Origin of the sequence: Kibdelosporangium persicum, from assembly GCF_013280595.1 — a bacterium.
GTDB lineage: Bacteria > Actinomycetota > Actinomycetes > Mycobacteriales > Pseudonocardiaceae > Kibdelosporangium > Kibdelosporangium persicum.
On sequence record NZ_JAAATY010000044.1, the window covers coordinates 25,228 to 42,363 of the forward strand.

Annotated in this window: 18 protein-coding genes; 10 read left to right on the forward strand and 8 right to left on the reverse strand. The window is 69.2% G+C overall.

Annotation, left to right across the window (positions count from 1 at the left end):
• Positions 1-58 precede the first annotated feature (58 nt).
• On the forward strand, positions 59-601 hold the full coding sequence (locus GC106_RS42765; RefSeq protein WP_173141920.1) for an NADPH-dependent FMN reductase: 543 nt from the start codon (positions 59-61) through the stop codon (positions 599-601).
• Entirely contained in the window at positions 601-1,776 is a 1,176-nt protein-coding gene (locus GC106_RS42770) for an MFS transporter (protein ID WP_173141921.1), read from the forward strand. Before GC106_RS42765 ends, GC106_RS42770 begins: the two co-directional genes overlap by 1 nt.
• On the opposite strand, the gene GC106_RS42775 is transcribed toward GC106_RS42770, so the two are convergent.
• Positions 1,773-2,657 carry a DUF2268 domain-containing putative Zn-dependent protease gene (locus tag GC106_RS42775; RefSeq protein WP_173141922.1) on the reverse strand — a complete coding sequence of 295 codons (885 nt, stop codon included), beginning with the start codon at positions 2,655-2,657 and terminating at the stop codon, positions 1,773-1,775. The genes GC106_RS42770 and GC106_RS42775 overlap by 4 nt on opposite strands.
• 35 nt (positions 2,658-2,692) lie before the next feature.
• Positions 2,693-3,370, reverse strand: coding sequence for a TetR/AcrR family transcriptional regulator (locus GC106_RS42780; protein WP_173141923.1), 678 nt, complete (start codon positions 3,368-3,370; stop codon positions 2,693-2,695).
• A 107-nt stretch (positions 3,371-3,477) separates the two neighbouring features.
• Between GC106_RS42780 and GC106_RS42785 the strand changes: the two genes are divergently transcribed.
• From GC106_RS42785 to GC106_RS42795, 3 genes are read left to right on the forward strand one after another with little or no spacing between them, the layout of a single operon-like run.
• Complete coding sequence (locus GC106_RS42785; protein WP_173141924.1) at positions 3,478-3,987, forward strand: (2Fe-2S)-binding protein; 510 nt, start codon at positions 3,478-3,480, stop codon at positions 3,985-3,987.
• Positions 3,984-4,979, forward strand: a complete 996-nt coding sequence (locus GC106_RS42790) for an FAD binding domain-containing protein (RefSeq protein WP_173141925.1) — start codon at positions 3,984-3,986, stop codon at positions 4,977-4,979. Before GC106_RS42785 ends, GC106_RS42790 begins: the two co-directional genes overlap by 4 nt.
• Complete coding sequence (locus GC106_RS42795) at positions 4,976-7,183, forward strand: xanthine dehydrogenase family protein molybdopterin-binding subunit (RefSeq protein WP_173141926.1); 2,208 nt, start codon at positions 4,976-4,978, stop codon at positions 7,181-7,183. Before GC106_RS42790 ends, GC106_RS42795 begins: the two co-directional genes overlap by 4 nt.
• A gap of 98 nt (positions 7,184-7,281) precedes the next feature.
• Here GC106_RS42795 and GC106_RS42800 read toward each other — a convergent pair whose 3' ends face one another.
• Complete coding sequence (locus GC106_RS42800; protein WP_173141927.1) at positions 7,282-7,884, reverse strand: TetR/AcrR family transcriptional regulator; 603 nt, start codon at positions 7,882-7,884, stop codon at positions 7,282-7,284.
• A gap of 89 nt (positions 7,885-7,973) precedes the next feature.
• Here GC106_RS42800 and GC106_RS42805 point away from each other — a divergent pair, with 89 nt between their 5' ends.
• Positions 7,974-8,381, forward strand: coding sequence for a nuclear transport factor 2 family protein (locus GC106_RS42805; RefSeq protein ID WP_173141928.1), 408 nt, complete (start codon positions 7,974-7,976; stop codon positions 8,379-8,381).
• 9 nt (positions 8,382-8,390) lie between these two features.
• Positions 8,391-8,840 carry a pyridoxamine 5'-phosphate oxidase family protein gene (locus GC106_RS42810; protein WP_173141929.1) on the forward strand — a complete coding sequence of 150 codons (450 nt, stop codon included), beginning with the start codon at positions 8,391-8,393 and terminating at the stop codon, positions 8,838-8,840.
• A gap of 57 nt (positions 8,841-8,897) precedes the next feature.
• Here the strand turns inward: GC106_RS42810 and GC106_RS42815 are convergent, their stop codons facing one another.
• Together GC106_RS42815 and GC106_RS42820 are read right to left on the reverse strand one after the other, a co-directional pair.
• Positions 8,898-9,842, reverse strand: coding sequence for an AraC family transcriptional regulator (locus GC106_RS42815; RefSeq protein WP_173141930.1), 945 nt, complete (start codon positions 9,840-9,842; stop codon positions 8,898-8,900).
• Positions 9,843-10,132: 290 nt separating this feature from the next.
• The gene (locus tag GC106_RS42820) at positions 10,133-11,311 is read right to left on the reverse strand and encodes an NADH:flavin oxidoreductase (RefSeq protein WP_173141931.1); all 1,179 of its coding nucleotides are present in this window, start codon (positions 11,309-11,311) and stop codon (positions 10,133-10,135) included.
• Positions 11,312-11,415: 104 nt separating this feature from the next.
• Between GC106_RS42820 and GC106_RS42825 the strand changes: the two genes are divergently transcribed.
• On the forward strand, positions 11,416-12,723 hold the full coding sequence (locus tag GC106_RS42825; RefSeq protein ID WP_312873350.1) for an APC family permease: 1,308 nt from the start codon (positions 11,416-11,418) through the stop codon (positions 12,721-12,723).
• A 42-nt stretch (positions 12,724-12,765) separates the two neighbouring features.
• On the opposite strand, the gene GC106_RS42830 is transcribed toward GC106_RS42825, so the two are convergent.
• Positions 12,766-14,133, reverse strand: a complete 1,368-nt coding sequence (locus tag GC106_RS42830) for a toll/interleukin-1 receptor domain-containing protein (protein ID WP_173141932.1) — start codon at positions 14,131-14,133, stop codon at positions 12,766-12,768.
• A 147-nt stretch (positions 14,134-14,280) separates the two neighbouring features.
• Between GC106_RS42830 and GC106_RS42835 the strand changes: the two genes are divergently transcribed.
• Positions 14,281-15,159: a hypothetical protein gene (locus GC106_RS42835; RefSeq protein ID WP_173141933.1), complete on the forward strand. Its 879-nt coding sequence runs from the start codon at positions 14,281-14,283 to the stop codon at positions 15,157-15,159.
• Between the two features lie 26 nt (positions 15,160-15,185).
• On the opposite strand, the gene GC106_RS42840 is transcribed toward GC106_RS42835, so the two are convergent.
• Entirely contained in the window at positions 15,186-15,839 is a 654-nt protein-coding gene (locus GC106_RS42840; RefSeq protein ID WP_173141963.1) for a GntR family transcriptional regulator, read from the reverse strand.
• Positions 15,840-15,985: 146 nt separating this feature from the next.
• Between GC106_RS42840 and GC106_RS42845 the strand changes: the two genes are divergently transcribed.
• Positions 15,986-16,519: a YbhB/YbcL family Raf kinase inhibitor-like protein gene (locus GC106_RS42845; RefSeq protein WP_173141934.1), complete on the forward strand. Its 534-nt coding sequence runs from the start codon at positions 15,986-15,988 to the stop codon at positions 16,517-16,519.
• A 114-nt stretch (positions 16,520-16,633) separates the two neighbouring features.
• On the opposite strand, the gene GC106_RS42850 is transcribed toward GC106_RS42845, so the two are convergent.
• Positions 16,634-17,056, reverse strand: coding sequence for a VOC family protein (locus GC106_RS42850; RefSeq protein WP_173141935.1), 423 nt, complete (start codon positions 17,054-17,056; stop codon positions 16,634-16,636).
• Positions 17,057-17,136: the final 80 nt, after the last annotated feature.

A 17,136-nucleotide genomic window follows, 5' to 3' on the forward strand; every position in this document is an offset into this window, starting at 1 on the left:
AACACCGTAAGTGCCCTCCCGCACGGTGGACCCACACCGAGAAGGAGGGAGACCGAACATGAACATCCTGGCGATCTCCGGCAGTCTGCGCGCCGGCTCGCACAGCACCCGCCTGCTGCGTACCGCCGCCGGTCTGACGGACCTGCACCTGTGGAACGGCCTGGCGACCATACCGCCCTTCAACGAGGACCATGAGGACGAACCCCCGCAGGCAGTCAGCGCGATGCGCGCCGAGGTGGCGCGGGCGGACGCCCTGCTGATCGCGACTCCGGAGTACAACGGCACGATCCCCGGCCAGCTGAAGAACGCGTTGGACTGGATGTCGCGGCCGTATCTGGAGGGCGTTCTGGTCGACAAGCCGGTGGCGGTTGCCGGCGTGAGCCCGAGCGACTACGGCGCCGAGTGGTCCCAGCGTGACCTGCGTAAGGTGCTCGAAGTCTGTGGCGCGAGGGTTGTCGGGCGGAGCCTGTGCGTTCCGCGAGCCGACACGGCCTTCGACGAGAACGGGCAGCTACGCGACCCGGCGGCGCAGACGACCCTCGCCGCGATGGTGGACGAGCTCCGCGCGCTCGCCGAGGCACGGAAAGCGGTCCTGGTGTGATGACGACAGCGACCGTTCGTGTGCCGTCCGCGTGGTTGGCGCTGCTGGCCGGACCGATGTCGTTCGGTATCGCGGGATCGGCGCTGGTCCTGCCGCAAGCCGCGGCGGCACTGGACGTCTCCGTCGCGTCGGCGACCATGATCGTCGTCGCGTTCGGGTGGGGCATAGCGGTGGGGACGCCGCTGTTGGCCGGTTTGCTGAGCCACAAGGGCACTCGCGGCACGCTTCTTGTCTGCGGTCTGCTCGTAGCGGCGGGAACGCTGCTGGCCGTTACGGTGCCCACGCTGCTGGTGCTGGTCGTCGGCAGCGCGCTACAGGCTCTGGGGACCGCCGGTCTGACCGTGGTCGCGATGCACCTCGCCGGTTCGGCCGCGACCATGGGACTGATCACGGCCACGCTGGCTTCGGTCGGCGCGGTCGCGCCGTTGGCCGGTGCGCTTGTGGCCGACGAGTTGTCCTGGCGGGCGGTGTTCGCGCTCCCCGCGCTCAGCCTGCTCGCCATCCCGGTGATCGCGGCGCGGGCACAGCCCGTGGACAGCGACTCCGACCGTCCATTCGACACTGTCGGCGCGATCCTGGTGGTCGCACTGGTGACAGCGTGCACGGCCGTTCCGCACCAACCGCTTCCGGCGTCGGCGGTGGTGGTTGGCGCCGTGCTGCTCCTGGGGATGCACCTGCGTCGCCGGCCGTCCGGTTTCCTGCCGGCGATCCTGGTCAGGACAGGGCAGTTCCGCACGTCGGCGGCGCTGAGCTTCGCGCTCGCCGTGGTGAACTTCGGCATTCTGTACGCGGCGCCGCGGCTGCTCGCGGACCGGTCAGTGTGGACGACCGGCGAGGTGGGGACCGTGATGGTGGTCCCTTACCTGGTGGGCGGCCTCGGATCGTGGGTCCTCGCCACGGCGGCTGCCAAGGTCGCGCCACGGCTGGTCCCCGGCTGCCTGGCCGGGGCGGGACTGCTGGCCGTATGCCTGGTCGTGCTCGGCACACCGATCCCGTTGCTGATCATCGCGATGGCCCTCGGGTCCCTCGCCGCGGCCACCGGGCAGGCAGTGCTCACCGTCCGGGCGACGGACGCTGTGCCCAGCAGGTACCGTGCGGCAACGGTGGGCCTGATCAACCTCTGCTACCTGCTGGGTGTCGCGTTCGGGCCGGCGATCGCCGCACTGACCGGCTAGTCGGCCTGGAGTGCGGTGGCGATGATCTTCGCGCTGTCGGCGTGCAGGGCCTCTGCCGCGGTCTGTCCGGTCGTTGCCAGGTAGGCGTCGACCAGTCTGTTGCCCGCGGCATATCCGGCGCCGGTCGGCAGTCCCACCGGGGTGGCGCCGTAGCGTTCGGCGTGGGTGTCGCCGTGTACCCAGGCGGTGAAGTTCTGCATGCCGGTCACGTCCAGTCCGGTCGTCACCTTCGCGAAGACCGCGTCGTCGTGCAGGTGGGGCACGCCGATGCGGGCGTAGCCGAATTCGTCGCCGTAGAGCTGGCGGGCGAACGCGTCGGCCAGGCCCTCCGAGACCACGTGCTCGCCGACCGTGACGGTCGCCGGATCCCACACGACCCCGCCCGGGCTGAAGCGCAGGTTGTGGTTGAGCTCGTGCACGGCCGTGGCCTCCAGCCGTGCCAGGTTCTCCGGGAACGGCCACAGGGTGATCAGGATGTAGCCGGAGAATCCGCCGCTTCCGGCGACGCCGAGGCTGGGCCCCATGAAGAGGTCGTCGCCGGGGTCGCCGAGCACGAGCAGCACGGTGATGTCCGGGGCTTGCAGACCCGGCGTCGCCGCCAGCTGCACGGCGAGCCCGGCGTTGAAAGCGTCCTGCATCCGTTCCCAGGCTCCGGCCTCAGCCAGCGTCTCAAGGGCGTCGAGGCAACGCTCCTCGTCGCGGTCGATCGGAAACCCGGACGCCACACGGTGCATCTCCGCGAGATCGACCTTCCCCGGGGCGTAGCGGTACATCCCGCTGATCGGTTCGAGCATCGACTTCAGCAAGCCGGCACGGTCCTCGGCCGAGGCCCGCAGAACGCGCCTCATCGCCGAATACGTGTCCATAACGGTGATCGCCATGTCCGCGGACCCTAAACACTCACGCGGCGTCAGGGTCAACTCGGCGAGGACGGGGCCGGTTCACGCACGGCCGGCAAGCCGGTGCCCATCGCCATCAGCGCCCGTTTCAGGCTGGGCACGAAATGCGGGCGGGTCGCGGCGATGGCCGGGTCCTGGGCGTAGAGCTGCTCGATCACCGGGGGCGGAGTGGCCAACGGGTACAGCACGCCGGCCAGCAGGACCGCCGCGCTCGCCAGTTCCAGGCCTTCGGCCTCGGTCAGCCGCGGGTCCGCGCGGGCGATGTCGGCGCCGACCTCCCCGGCGGCGCGGATCGATGCCAGCTTGAAGGCGCGTGCCACGTCCAGGGAGACGTTTCGCTCCAGGCTGGTCGCGCATTCGCTGATCAGGTCGCACAACAGTTCGCGCTGTGCCAGTGCCTCGGTCAGGGCGTCGGTCACGTTCTCCAGCCCGCTGGCCTGCGCCAGGCGGGTGTGCATGTCCTGGGCGAAGTCCCGCATCTCCTGAATGGTCAGCTCGAGGTAGATCTCCTCGCGCGTGCCGAAGTAGCGCACCACGTTGGACTTCGCCAGGCAGACCTCGGCGGCGATGTGACCTAGGCTGACGTTGCGCACCCCTGACCGGACGGCCAGCTCACGGGCGGCGCGCAGGATAGCGGTGCGCCGCTCCAGCTTCTGCTCCGGCCGCCTGGCTCGGCGAAAACTTGTCTGAGGCATCTCTCAGACATCATACGTTCGCGGTTTACAGAACGGCAGACTCTTAATAAAGTGACGTTGTTCTCTTAACTGATCGCCGTTCACTGACCGCTGTGGGAGGAAAACAGGTGGTCGACGTAACCATCAGAGTCAACGGGCAGGCCCGGAGTCTCGACATCCCGCCCCAGGTCAGCCTCCTCGACGCGCTGCGTGAGCGGTTCGGGCTGACCGGCCCGAAAAAGGGCTGCGACCAGGGCGCCTGCGGGGCCTGCACGGTCCTGGCCGACGGTGAGCGGATCAACTCCTGCCTCGCCCTGGCCGTGCAGTACGACGGCCGTGAGATCACCACCATCGAGGGGGTCGACGACCCGTTGCAGACGGCGTTCGTCCGCAACGACGGCCTCCAGTGCGGCTACTGCACGCCCGGCCAGATCTGCTCTGCCCTCGGCATGCTGGCCGAGTACAAGGACGGTGCCCCGAGCGCCGTCACCGAGCCCGACGCCGACCCGGGCGAACTGACCGAAGAGGAGATCAGGGAACGGATGAGCGGCAACCTGTGCCGCTGCGGTGCCTACAACGGCATCGTCAAGGCCATCCAGGAAACAGCCGCCCTGGACACCGAGGAGGTTTCCTCGTGAAGTCGTTCGCCTACGTCAGCGCACGGGACGTGCCGACCGCGGTCAGCGCGATCGCCGGCTCGCCGAACGCGAAGTTCCTCGGCGGCGGGACCAACCTGGTCGACCTGATGCGGGGCAACATCGAACAGCCCGACACGATCGTCGACATCACGCGCCTGCCCCTGACCGGAGTGGACCTGTTGCCCGACGGCGGGGTACGGATCGGCGCGCTGGTGCGTAACAGCCACCTGGCGGCGCACCCGCTGATCAGGTCGCGGTATCCAGTGCTGTCCCAGGCGATCCTGCTCGGCGCGTCGGCTCAGCTGCGCAACATGGCCACTGTCGGCGGGAATCTGCTGCAACGCACCCGCTGCCTGTACTTCTACGACACCGCGGCCGCGTGCAACAAGCGGGCGCCGGGCAGCGGGTGCGACGCGATCGGCGGTTTCAACCGCAACCACGCCATTCTCGGCGTCAGTGACAACTGCCTCGCCACGCATCCGTCGGACATGTGCGTGGCACTCGCCATGCTTGACGCCACTGTGGAAGTCGAGAGTACGCGCGGCGTTCGCCGGATCCCGATGAACGAGTTCCATGTGCTGCCAGGCGACACCCCGCATGTGGAAACGTCGCTGGCGGCCGATGAACTGGTCACCGCGGTGGAGCTGCCTTCGGTGGCCGTCGCGGCGAACTCGCGCTACCGCAAGGTCCGCGACCGCGCGTCCTACGCCTTCGCACTGGTCTCGGTCGCCGCCGCACTGGAGGTGACCGGTACCACGGTCACGCAGGTGCGGCTGGCGCTCGGCGGCGTGTCGGCGAAGCCTTGGCGGGCAACCAAAGCCGAGGAGGTCCTGCTGGGCGCGCCGGCCACCGAGGAGTCGTTCCGGCAGGCGGCCGCGGCCGAGCTCGCCGCGGCCACCGCGCGACCGGGCAACGAGTTCAAGATCGGGCTCGCGGAACGCACGATCGTCGCCGTGCTGCGGGAGCTCGTCACCAAGGGGGATGCCGCATGACCGCCTTACAGCAGCGAACCGGCAGCGTCGGCACGCCGGTCGACCGGGTCGACGGCGTGGCCAAGACCACGGGAACCGCTCGTTTCTCGGCCGAGCACACGTATCCCGGGCTGACGTATGCCGCGGTGGTGCACGCGACCATCAGCCGAGGGCGGATCACGGCCATCGACACCACCAGGGCGGCGGACATCGCCGGTGTGATCAAGGTGATCACGCCGGAGAACGCGCCTCCGCTGAAGCCCGCGCCCCGGGTCAGCATGCTCAACATGAGCTCCATCGTGTCCGGGACGTCGGTGAACTACCTGCAGGACAACGAAGTGCACTGGGACGGTCAACCGGTCGCGGTCGTCGTGGCCGAGACGTCGGAAGCGGCGAAGGAGGCCGCCGCCCTGGTCGACGTCACGTACCGGACGACCGAGTCCTCAGTGGACTTCGTGACGGCCCGGCTGCAAGCCCAGGTGCAGAAGGGCAACCCGCTGCTGCCGGCCGGCGCGAAGAAAGGCGACGCGGCGGCCGCGCTGGCCGGCGCGGCGGTCTCGGTGGACGCGGAGTACACCACGCCGCCCTACAACCACAACGCGCTCGAACCGCATTCCACCACCGCCGCCTGGGACGGCGACCGGCTGACCGTCCACGACGCGACGCAGAGCATCGGCTGGTTCCGTACGCACCTCGCCCTGCGGTTCGGCATCCCGGAGGCGAACGTCCGCGTGATCGCCCCGTACGTCGGTGGCGGCTTCGGTGGCAAAGCGTTCGTCTGGCCGGGCACGGTGCTCGCCGCGCTGGCCGCCCGCGCCACCGGCAGGCCGGTCCGGCTGACCCTCACCAGGGAAGGCGTCTACCGGACGGTCGGCGGCCGCACGCCGTCCATCCAGCGCGTCGCACTGGGCGCCACCCAGGACGGCAAACTCACCGCGCTGATCCACCAGAGCGTGGCCCGCGTCGGCCGGACCGGTGGAATGCCCGAGCAGATCACCACCCAGTCGCGGCACCTCTACGCCGCCGAGAACATCCTGCTGGAACAGCGAGCGGTCGAGCAGGACGTGCTGCCGACGACGTCGATGCGCGCCCCGGGCGAGTCGATCGGAACGTTCGCCCTGGAGTCGGCGATCGACGAGCTCGCCGATGTGCTGGGCATCGACCCGATCGACCTGAGGATGCACAACGAGCCTGACCGCGATCCGGTGGACGGCAAGCCTTTCGCCCACCGGATGCTGCGGGAGGCGTACGCGGAGGGCGCGCGCCGGTTCGGCTGGTCCGCCCGGTCACCGCAGCCACGGTCCATGAACGACGGACGTTGGCTCGTCGGGATGGGCGTCGCGTCCGCGTTCCACCCGTTGATGTTGTTCACCTCGAACGTCACGGTCCGGCTGTCGGCCGACGGCACCGTCCTGGTGCGCTGCGGGTTCCAGGAGATGGGCATGGGCGGCGCGACCGTGCAGGGCCAGATCGCGGCCGACGCGCTCGGCGTGCCGTTCGACGCCGTACGGGTCGAGTACGGCGATTCCGCTTTGCCCTCGGCGCCGATGGCCGGTGGTTCGATGCAGACCGCGAGCGTCGCCAACAGCATCCTGGAGGCGTGCGCGAAGATCCGGGCATCGCTGGAGTCGTTGGCCAAACGATCCGGCGCGGTCGGCCAGGCCCCCAAGGCGGTCCTGGCCAAGGCCGGTGTGCCGCACGTCGAGGCGGCGGTCGGCTCCGACACCCGGCTCGGCAAGGTGACCGGGCAGATGAGAATGATGCGTCAGGTCATGCGAGACCGGCGCTACCTGCGGGCCGCCACCGGGGCGCACTTCTGCGAGGTGCGTGTCGACCAGGACACCGGCGAACTGCGCGTGTCCAGGTGGACCAGCGTGTTCGACGTCGGCCGGGTGATCAACCCGAAGACCGCGGGCAGCCAGCTGCGCGGCGGCATCATCATGGGCATCGGCATGGCACTGGCCGAGGAGACCCTGTTCGATCCGCGCACCGGCCGGATCATGAACCCCAGCCTCGCCGAGTACCACCTGCCCGTGCACGCCGACATCCCGGCGATCGACGTCAGCTGGCTCGGCGACCCGGACCCGACCATGCCCCTCGGCCTGCTGGGCCTGGGGGAGGTGGGCATCACCGGGGTCGCCGCGGCCGTTGCCAACGCCGTCCACCACGCCACCGGCAGACGAGTCCGGGACCTTCCCATCACGCTCGACAAACTGGTTCCCTGAGCGGGACCGCGGCGATCGGGACCGCCCGCTCGGCCGGGCGGTCCGCCCGACATCGCCTACCGCCAGTCAGGCTCGTGGTGCCCGGTTCCCTTGGCGTGTCACGTCTTCCTCGACGTGGCGCCCAGTGCGCGCAGCACGGTCTCGGTGACCCGGTCCAGGTAGTCCGGCTCGACCGGCGCCTGGCGCACCACCATCCGCCAGTAGACCAGGGCGGCCATCAGGTCCTGGGCCATCTCCAGGTCGGTGTCGGCGGGCAGTTCGCCGCGGGCGATGGCGCGTTCCAGCTTCCCGCGGCCGAGCGCTCGCCGGGGCTCGCCGACGGCGGCCGCGATGGCCTGGGCGAGTTCGGGCGTCCGCGTGGCCTCGGCGACCAGGTCGGGGACGATCCGGCAGAACGGCGGTTCGGTCAGCCAGGCGGCGACGGCGGCCACTGTGGCACGCAGATCCCCGCGCAGCGTGCCGGTGTCCTCGATTTCCGCCAGGGGCACGCTGATCTCGGCCAGGACCGCCAGCACCATTTCCTGCTTGGTGGACCACCGGCGATACAGGGCGCTCTTGCCCGTGCCGGCGCGCTTGGCCACGCCTTCCATGGACAGCCGCGCGTACCCGCGCTCCACCAGCTCGGCGAAGACGGCGTCGGTGATGGCGGCGGTGACACCGGGTTGCAGCACGGCGGCCCCGGACGGCGTACGACGGCTCATGGGGACCAGTCTAACGAACGGACGGTACCGTTCCGTCCGCCGTATACTGGTCGAGACGGTACCGTCTCGACCATTCGAGGAAGCCTCTGATGACACCGCGTGAACTGCTCGACAAGGCCCAGGAGCTGTTGCTGGCCAAGGACATGTCCGGCTTCGCCGACCTGTGGGCCACCGACGGCACCATGGAGTTCCCGTTCGCCCCGCCTGGCTGGCCCACCCGGCTGGATGGCCGGGAGGCGGTGCGCGAGTACCTGAGTGGCTACACCGATGTCTTCGACATCAAGCGCTTCACCGCGCTGACCGTGCACGAGACCACCGACCCGGAGGTGATCGTCGTCGAGATGGAAGTGGAGGGACTCATGGTTCGCACCGGCGAGACCTACCAGCGTCGCTACATCAGCGTGATCACCGTGCGCGACGGGCACATCGCCGGCTACCGCGACTACTGGTCGCCGCTGGGGATGACCGCCGAGACCGATTTCACCGTCACCGCATAGGAGCAGTTCATGTCGATTGCGTTCTCCGAGACCGAACGTCAGAAATTCCTTGCCGACAAGCACATCGCCGTGCTGTCGGTCGCCGCGGACAACGGGCGCCCGCCGGCCAGCGTCCCGATCTGGTACGACTACGAACCCGGCGGCCACATCCGGATCAACACCGCGGCCTCCCGGCGGAAAGCCAGGCTCATCCGCGACGCCGGCAGGGTGACGCTGGTGGTGCAGCGGGAGGAACCGCCGTACCAGTACGTGGTCGTCGAGGGCACCGTGGTGGACGCCGTCAGCCCTTCGCCGATCGAGGTTCGCGAAGCCATCGCGATCCGCTACCTCGGTGAAACGGCCGGCCGCGCGTTCGCCAACGGCTTGGACGGCGCCGGCCAGGTGCTGTTCGTCATCCGGCCGGATCGCTGGTTCTCCGCCGACTACTCCGGCGTCGACCTGGCCGCGGGCGAAGTCTGATCTCGACACGACAGCCGGGGCCGCGAACCGGCCCCGGCTCGTACCCCGTCACGGGCATCAGTTCGGCAGCGACTCCGCGCGGCCGGGCAGTTCGTCGCGCACACGGTGCCGATAGCGCAGCGGTGACACGCCCACCTCTCGTTTGAAGGCGGTGCTGAACGCACTCTCGGACGCGTATCCGAGCTCGGCGGCCAGCGATCCGACGCGGACATCGCCGTCCCGGAGGGCCCGTTGCGCCAGCAGCATTCGCCAGCGGTTGAGGTAGGCCAGCGGCGGCATGCCCGCCACGGCGCGGAAGCGTTCGGCGAACGACGTCCTCGACATCGCCGCCGCGCGCGCCAGTTCCTCCAGGCCCCAAGGCTTTCCGGGTTCGGTGTGCATCGCGGTGACCACCGGGCGCAACCGTTCGTCGGTCAGCACCCGCAACCATCCCGGGGGCAGTTCGGCCTGGCCGACGTAGGCCCGCAGGACTTCGAGCAGCAGAAGCTGGCCGTACTGGCGGATCGCGAAGGCCGAGCCGATCCGGTCGCTGGTCACCTCGTCCAGCAACCGGTGCAGAGTGCCGCGCAGGTTGGCCGCCGTGGCGGCCGATCCCCGGACGTGGCCCACCGGCGGAAGCGCCTGCAGGAGCAGGGCTTGACCGGCTGGGTTGAGGTCGACGCGACCGCCGAACAGGACGTCGTCGGTGCCGCAGTTGGCGCCGATGAAGCGGTCGGCGGGGTCGGTGGGCGTGATCTCGCGGATCGGCCCGTCGCCCGTGCCGCCCCTGAGCTCCAGCCACGACCGGTTGTTGAGGATCACCACGTCGCCCGGTTCGAGCTCGATCGGGCCGTCGATCCCGTCGGTGCTCAGCCGAGCACGGCCGCACACCATCGCCATGAACTTCAACGGAGTATCCATGGCCGTGCGCGACACCCAGGGGCCGCGCACCGCGAATCCGCCTGACAGCACACCACGGACTTCAACCAGGTCGAACGCCTCAGACAGGTGGTCACTGACCATTCTCCGTACTATCGCGCAAAAAATGCCGACCCGCAACCAGTCAGAGTACGAGTCGCCGCGCGCAGGCGCGGTTGCGGGAGCGGACACCGTGGCCGAGTGACGCTGGGCAGGCAAGCACCGGGCGGCGCCTGTCGCACTCGTGGGGTGCGACGAACCCTGCCCGGCGTCACCTCGACGGCACCGGCGGCTTCGAGTGCCCGAATTCGGCCGCCACTGTCCGCTTTGGACTGGGCGGCGGGACTGGTGCCGGCGCAACGGGGCCAGGTGGCCGGATCGGGCCGGCTGACGTTTCACTCCACTCGCTGGTCCGGGACGGTGCAACGGGTTCCTGCCGCGTCGTAGATCGTGGGCACGCAACGGTTGCAGTGGATGCAGGCGGTGAACCCGGTGCCGGTCGCCAGGTGGTTGACCAGGTTGGGGTCACGTAGCAGGGCACGTCCGACGGCGACGTACTCGAAGCCCTCGGCCATCGCCCGGCGCATGGTGTCCAGACGGCTGATGCCGCCGAGCAGGACCAGTGGCATCGTCAGGCGGGACCGGAAGCGGCGTGCCTTGTCGAGGAAGAAGGCTTCTTGGTAGGGGTACTGCCTGAGGAACCGCCGGCCGATCGTGCGCAGGCCGATGCGTACCGGCAGCGGCATGGCGGCGGTGAACTGCCGCCGTGGGGCATCGCCGCGGAAGAGGTACATGGGATTCATCAGCGAGCTGCCGCCGCTGAGCTCCAGGGCGTCGAGTGTGCCGTCGGACTCCAGCCATGCGGCGACTTCGATCGCCTCCGCCGTGCCCAGGCCGCCTGTGAAGCCGTCGCTCAGGCTGAACTTCGCGATCACCGCGACCTCGTCGCCGACCTCGTCGCGCACCGCTTGGGCCACCTGCCGGGCCAGCCGTGCGCGGTTCTCCAGGCAACCGCCCCAGCGGTCCCTGCGGCGGTTGAGCCGGGGTGCCAGGAACGCACTGATCAGATAGCTGTGCGCCATGTGAATCTCAAGGCAGTCGAACCCGGCCCGTACGAGCAGACGCGCGGCCCACGCGTACGATCGCGTGATCCGCGCCAGGTCCGCCTCGGTCGCCGCGTGCATCATCTGCATCGACAGCGGATTGGGCATTCTTGACGCGGTGATCGCGTGCACGCCGTTGGAGCGTCCGTTCGCGACTGGCCCGGCGTGCCCGAGTTGGCCGTTGATCGCACAACCCTCGGCATGGACCGCGTCGGCAAGCCGGGTGAGACCAGGCAGGGCCGTCTCGCGTACGTGGATCTGCGCGCCATGGGTACGGCCTTCGGCGGAGACGGCCAGGTAGGCGACCGTCGTCATCCCAACGCCTCCGCGCGCGAAGCTCACGTGGAAGTCCACGAGGGCGTCGCTCACCAGGCCATCCGGGGTCCTGCCCTCGAACGTCGCCGCCTTGATCACCCGGTTACGCAGGCTGACCGGGCCCAGTGTCGCCGGAGCCAGCACGTCAGGAACCATCACGTCAGACTAGAACACGTTCTAGAAGTGCGGAAGTGCCCGGCATGCCATGGTGGACGGACTCGTCCCGGTTTGTTCACCGTTGGACCGGGTAGCCGTAGCCGGTGCGCGAGAACTCGGACACGACGCTGAAACGCGTTGTCAGTACTCCGTTGTTGTACTGGTTCATCGTGGGCGACATCCTGGGTGCGGGCGTGTACGTGCTGATCGGGGAAGTCGCGGGGAGCTCCGGTGGCGCGGTCTGGTTGCCGCTGGTGATCGCCTTGGTGCTGGCGGCGTTGACCGCGTGTTCGTACGCCGAACTCGCCACGAAGTACCCGCGTGCCGGTGGCGCGGCGCACTACGCCCGGCACGCGTTCGGCCCGTTCGCCGGATTCGCGGTCGGGTTCTGCATGCTGGCGGCAGGCATCGTGTCCGTCGCGGCGTTGGCGCGCGGCTTCGCCGGGGACTACCTCGGCGAGTTCGTCCGCTTGCCGGTTCCGTTGGTGGCGGCGGTGTTCCTGGTCGTGCTCGGTTCGGTCAACGCCAGGGGCATCAAGGAATCCCTGCGCGCCAACGTGGTGGCGACACTGATCGAGGTCGGCGGACTGGTCCTCGTCGTCGTGCTCGGCGTGTGGGTGATCATGCGCGGTGACGCCGACGTGGCGCGGCTGGGGGAGATCGGTGTGGCCGGTGAGGACGCCGCCGGTGGGGTGCTCGGCGCGGTGGTCCTGGCGTTCTATTCGTTCGTGGGCTTCGAAACCTCCGTCAACCTCGCCGAGGAGATCCGTGACCCGCGCCGGTCGTACCCTCGTGCGCTGCTCGCCGCGCTCGGCACTGCGGGCGTGATCTACCTGCTGGTCGGCATCGTCGCGGCAACGACCGTGCCGACGAGCCAGTTGGCGTCGTCCAGCGGCCCGTTGCTCGAGGTCGTGCGCGTGGCCGGCGCCGTGCCGCTGTGGGTGTTCAGCCTCATCGCGCTCGTCGCGGTGGCCAATGGTGCCTTGCTCACCGGGATCATGTCTTCCCGGTTGGCTTACGGGATGGCGCGTGATGACATGCTTCCCGGCGTCCTCACGCGACTGCTGCCGCGCCGGCGTACGCCGTGGGTGTCGATCGCCGCCACCACCGCGCTGGCTGTTGTGCTGGCTCTGACCGGTACTGTCGCCGTGCTGGCCTCCACCCTCGTTCTGTTGCTGCTCATCGTGTTCTTGGCGGTCAACATCGCGGTCGTCGTGCTGCGCAGGAGAGAACCGGACGGCGACTATTTCCGGGTGCCGCTCGTGATCCCGGTGCTCGGCGCCGGTTCGTGCGTGCTGCTGTTCACCCAGGTCGAAGGTGGCGTGTGGCTGCGGGGCTTGGTGTTGCTCGCCGCCGGTGTCCTGCTCGGACTGGTGGCGGCGTATCGCACCCGGTCCACGGCCGACGTGTGAAGGTTCCTGATCGTCGACGAGCCAGCCGGTTCGCCCGCCCGGTCATCGGGTGGTGAACACCAACGGGTCGATCTTGGCCTGCCAGGTCGTCAGTTCGTCGATCCACCGGGCGACGTCCCGGCGATCGGCGTAGAACTCGGCCACGGTTTTCGCCGCCGTGAAGGCCACCGCCGCCGCGACGGTCACGCCGATGAGCCGGTACGGCCCGATCGCCACCGGGGCCAGGGCCGCCGCGACGATCTCCAGCGCGAGGATGCTCGCCAGCCAGCCCAGGTACGCGACGATCTCGCCGGAACACCCCGCTTTGATCCACTGCGGCAACGACTTCGCGGCTCGGTCCCGCAACGCCTGCCGGACGTCCATCAGGTCGTGGTACACCGACTCCGCTTCCAGCTGGTTGGCCCGCGACCGGGTGCCACGCCAGTCGGGATCGGTCGTCAGCCGTTCGTACAACCGGTTGGCCGCCCGCCGGAACACCGCCGGTTCGGTGGAGACCGGTGGCGGCCAGTCATGGTCGCGTGCGGCGGACTGCCGCCATGACCGGTGGACCAGGAACAGTGCCACGATGCCGACGACGATCAGGTACCAGACTTCCCACTCCTGCCACGCGCCGTCCTCCTTCGTGCCGAACTTGGAGAGGAAGTAGACGAACGGGAGCATCGCCAGGGCGAGCACCAGCCACCTTCTTTTCGTGGCCTCGCTCAAAGTCATCGTGCCCGCCTGGACGTCGAACCGGTAGGTCCATCGTTTGACGAGCGGAACGAAGATCATCGTCGACAGCGACAGGCCGGCCAGAATCACCGTGGACCCGAACGCGGCGAACGTGAACCACTCCCAGAGCTGGTCGTCCGGGTCGGGAAGCAGCAGGATCGGCGTGATCAGGAACAGGGCCAGTGCCCAGGCGGCCACCCGGCTGACCACTCGCTTCGGTGTGCGCTTCGCCGCGGGCTTCGGCGGTGGCACGGTCGCCGGTGCCACGTACCGCTCCAGCATGTGCACGAGGTGATTGATGTCCGCACGGAACGTCGCGCGGCGAACCCGCGCGACCTGCAGAACGGCGATCTCGGCGATCTCGTCCGGCAGGTCGTGCCGCTGTGGCGGATCGAGGTCCTCCAACACCACCGGAATCACCGGAATGGGTGTCCGCAACGCGGTGTCGATCTCGAAAAGCACCCAGTCCTTCGGCCGTTCCTTGGCGAACTCGGCAAGCCAGCCGTCATGGATGACGGCGACGACCACGTCACTGGCGAGCAGTCGTGTCCGCAGTTCGTCCGGATACGGAGTGCCCGGTGTCATCTGGTGGTCGACAAAAACCTGGTCGTCCCCGAAGTAGTGCCGCAGCCGGTCTTCGAGCGCGCCGACGATCACCGAATGCGGTCCGCTGCGGTAGCTGACGAAAATTCCACCCATACTCGTTCTTCCGGGGCGTGTGTGGCTCACCCATGTGTAGCGCACCGGCCGCGTGCCTGCGACGCGGACCTGAGCCGTGGGCGTCTCGAACGCCGCTGTCCGGGACAGACGTGATCATCGCCGGATCGACCTCGTATCGTGCGCATCGTGAAGCAGCAGGTGGCGCCGGTGCAGGCGTTGGAAAGGGCGTTCCCGTGGCGTTCCGCGCGTGACCCGATGAACCGGGTGTACGAGCCGTTCGCCGACGCCGACGGCAGGGTGCATCCGCGGATCGTGGCCCGCGCGGACGAGATCACCGCGACGATGCTGAGGAACAAGTCGGTGTTCAAGGCGATAGCCCGCGATCCCGACGATCACCGGCTGCCCGTGACCGTGACCAACGAGCAGCTGGAGGCGGCGTGGCCGGTGCTCGGAGAGTCAGTCGCCGCCGAGATCAGGCGGTTGACCAGAGGCCACGCGCTGAAGTCGCCTCCGGTGCGGATCGCCCGGGTGGAGCGGAAACACGTTCCTCGGCACGAACGGGCGCTGGTCGGTCAATGGGGACTGTTCCTCGCGCAGTGGCCGCCGAACCGGTCACCGCGCCGCCGGCCGTCTCTGCTCAACGGGCGCATCCTGGGTGTCTACATGGGTGCTGTGCTCGATGACGCTGACGACCTCGCCTACTGGGAAGAGGCCTACGAAAGGTATCCGGCGTACGCCTTAGGGCTGGGTGACGGCACGAGGTACCAGAGTTTGATGGGCGCGGAAGGGGCGGCCAATGCCGCTGTCTTCGCCAACACGGCGACCAAGCTCGTCGACAGGCCTGACGGCCATGGGCGGGAAATCGCCATCGACGAGCGGCGGGTCAACGCGATGTTCGTCGAGTTCCTCGTCCGGATGCCGCTGCCGGGCCGCGGGTTCCGGGCGCAGACCATCGGTGCGGTGGTGGCGCTGGAGAACGCCTTCGACCAGAAGACCAACCCGTACGGTTCGATCCTCGTCGACTACGGCGAAACCTATCTGCCGAACCTGAACGGACACTCCTGACGTAGCGGGTGCTGTGAGCGTGCCGGTCAGGACTCCGCCGCGGGTTCGTGACCGGCCAGCGCGGCTGCCGTCACGGTGAGGTGCCGGGTCAGTGCCTCGGCCGCGGCGTCGGCGTCACGGGACAGCGCCGCCTCCTCCAGCCGGCGGTGCTCGCCGAGGTAGTCCCGGCCGGGCATGCGGAGGGCGGACCAGCGGCGAGCCAGCTCGCTCGCGGTCCACAGCCGGTCGAAGGTCTCCAGGAGAACCGGGTTGCCGCATCCCTCCAGCAAGGCGCGGTGGAACAGCCGGTGGGCCTCGGCCCACGCGTCGCTGTAGTGCTCGCTTTCGTCCGGGGTGAACGCCGGGGTCCGGGCCAGCCGGTGGTGGGCGGCTCGCACGTGGGCCTCCCAGTCGAGGTCGCCGCGCTCGATGGACAGGCGCAGCACGGCCGGTTCGATGGTCCGGCGGGCCTCCGCGATCTCCTGCCAGCGGCGGTCGGAGAAGGCCGGGACGGCGAAGCCGCGGTTGTGCAGGCGGTCGGCGAAGCCCTCGCCGACCAGCCGCACGAGCGCCTCGCGCACGACGGCCAGGCTCACCCCCTGATCCTTGGCGAGATCCTGCGGTTTGAGGGCGTCACCAGGGGCGTAGTCGCCGTGCATGATGGCGTCGCGCAAGCGTTTGTAGACCTGCTCGGAGAGCATCGGCTTGCCCGGCGGGGCCGAGTCGCCCGTCATCCACGTCATCCCCACATCATAGACGGCCACACAGATAATCGATTATCTGTGTTATGGTCGATTGTGGCAGCGCGCCGCCACTCCACCCGCACGGCTTGAAAAGGAACGACCTGATGAGCGCCAACAACCCTTTCGCCCGCCTGCCCGAGGCGGCCTCCTTCACCGTGGTCAGCACCACGATCTCCGACGGCGCCACGCTGCCGGTCGAGCAGTTCTCCGCTGGCGTTCCCGGCGGGTATGACCGCTCCCCACACCTGTCCTGGAGCGGCGCCCCGGAAGGCACCAAGAGCTACGCCGTCACGGTCTACGACCCCGACGCCCCCACCGGGTCCGGGTTCTGGCACTGGGCGGTCGCCGACATTCCCGCCACCGTCACCGAACTGCCCGAGGGCGCGGGTGACGACACCGGCTCGGGCCTGCCCGAAGGTGCCCGTCAACTCCCCAACGACGCCCGTCTGGCGCGGTACATCGGCGCCGCCCCGCCGGCCGGGCACGGACCGCACCGCTACTTCTTCGTCGTGCACGCCCTTGACGTCGCGTCGCTCGACGTCCCGGCTGACGCCACCCCGGCCCTCCTCGGCTTCACCATGGCCTCGCACATCCTGGGCCGCGCGGTCCTCACCGCCACGGCGGAAACACCGGTTTAACAGCTCCGGGACGCGTTCCGCGGCCTGGGCTGACGGGAATTCCCGGGCGCATCCTCACGCGACGCCTGGGGCAGGGGACGGGAGCGAGCCTCCCGTCCCCGGTGGCGGAGTGCGTCAGCCGTTGTATTCGCTGACGACGTCGACAACCCAGACGACGCCGAAACGGTCCCGCAGCATCCCGTAGGCGGGAGCCCAGCCCGCCGGGCCCATCGGGACCACGACGGCCGCCCCGTCGGAAAGCTTCTCCCAGTAGCCGGTGACCTCGTCGACGGTCTCGCCGCGCAGGGAGAGGAAGAACGAGTTCTCGCCCTGGTCGTAGCCCATCCGCGCGGGCACGTCGTAGGCCATGACGTGGAAGCCGTTCTCCGCGAGCACCTGGCCCCACATCACCTGGTCGGCTTCGGACTCCTCCTGGACGTTCCCGGCGTCGGAGTACGTGACGACGGCCAGGTGGCCGCCGAACACGGACTGGTAGAACTCCAGCGCCGCACGTGCGTCGCCGCGGAAGTTCAAGTGGGTTGTGGTCGTGACGGACAAGGTCGCTCCTCAGTGGACTTGATGTCTTACGCGGACAACAGTCGCAGGGGAAGCGGCCAGGGTGTGTCCTGTTCTTCGCG

Bases quoted from the DNA above. Each gene is read 5' to 3' on its own strand.
- GC106_RS42765 (WP_173141920.1), top strand. From the start codon at position 59: ATGAACATCCTGGCGATCTCCGGCAGTCTGCGCGCCGGCTCGCACAGC.
- GC106_RS42770 (WP_173141921.1), top strand. From the start codon at position 601: ATGACGACAGCGACCGTTCGTGTGCCGTCCGCGTGGTTGGCGCTGCTG.
- GC106_RS42775 (WP_173141922.1), bottom strand. From the start codon at position 2,657: ATGGCGATCACCGTTATGGACACGTATTCGGCGATGAGGCGCGTTCTG.
- GC106_RS42780 (WP_173141923.1), bottom strand. From the start codon at position 3,370: ATGCCTCAGACAAGTTTTCGCCGAGCCAGGCGGCCGGAGCAGAAGCTG.
- GC106_RS42795 (WP_173141926.1), top strand. From the start codon at position 4,976: ATGACCGCCTTACAGCAGCGAACCGGCAGCGTCGGCACGCCGGTCGAC.
- GC106_RS42800 (WP_173141927.1), bottom strand. From the start codon at position 7,884: ATGAGCCGTCGTACGCCGTCCGGGGCCGCCGTGCTGCAACCCGGTGTC.
- GC106_RS42805 (WP_173141928.1), top strand. From the start codon at position 7,974: ATGACACCGCGTGAACTGCTCGACAAGGCCCAGGAGCTGTTGCTGGCC.
- GC106_RS42810 (WP_173141929.1), top strand. From the start codon at position 8,391: ATGTCGATTGCGTTCTCCGAGACCGAACGTCAGAAATTCCTTGCCGAC.
- GC106_RS42815 (WP_173141930.1), bottom strand. From the start codon at position 9,842: ATGGTCAGTGACCACCTGTCTGAGGCGTTCGACCTGGTTGAAGTCCGT.
- GC106_RS42820 (WP_173141931.1), bottom strand. From the start codon at position 11,311: ATGGTTCCTGACGTGCTGGCTCCGGCGACACTGGGCCCGGTCAGCCTG.
- GC106_RS42830 (WP_173141932.1), bottom strand. From the start codon at position 14,133: ATGGGTGGAATTTTCGTCAGCTACCGCAGCGGACCGCATTCGGTGATC.
- GC106_RS42840 (WP_173141963.1), bottom strand. From the start codon at position 15,839: ATGCTCTCCGAGCAGGTCTACAAACGCTTGCGCGACGCCATCATGCAC.
- GC106_RS42845 (WP_173141934.1), top strand. From the start codon at position 15,986: ATGAGCGCCAACAACCCTTTCGCCCGCCTGCCCGAGGCGGCCTCCTTC.